General features: G+C 50.4%; 2 tRNA genes. Both read right to left on the reverse strand.

Features of this window, described 5'->3' with window-relative positions:
• Positions 1 to 52 precede the first annotated feature (52 nt).
• Positions 53 to 126 (reverse strand) — tRNA-Pro (locus tag HMPREF3046_RS05700).
• 8 nt (positions 127 to 134) lie between these two features.
• Positions 135 to 208: transfer RNA gene (locus HMPREF3046_RS05705), tRNA-Arg, on the reverse strand.
• Positions 209 to 252 lie beyond the last annotated feature (44 nt).

Here is a 252-nt window from a genome sequence, read left to right on the forward strand (position 1 = left end):
AGGCGCTCTCCCAGCTGAGCTAAGCCCCCATAATAAATTTTAAAATTTCCTATCGGGAAGACAGGATTCGAACCTGCGACCCCTTGGTCCCAAACCAAGTGCTCTACCAAGCTGAGCTACTTCCCGTAAGAGAACGCGCCCGATAGGAGTCGAACCCATAACCTTTTGATCCGTAGTCAAACGCTCTATCCAATTGAGCTACGGGCGCAAAATAATAATAGTGCCGAGGACCGGAATCGAACCGGTACGGTG

The sequence above is a fragment of the Staphylococcus sp. HMSC070D05 genome, from assembly GCF_001815595.1.
Taxonomy (GTDB): domain Bacteria; phylum Bacillota; class Bacilli; order Staphylococcales; family Staphylococcaceae; genus Staphylococcus; species Staphylococcus hominis.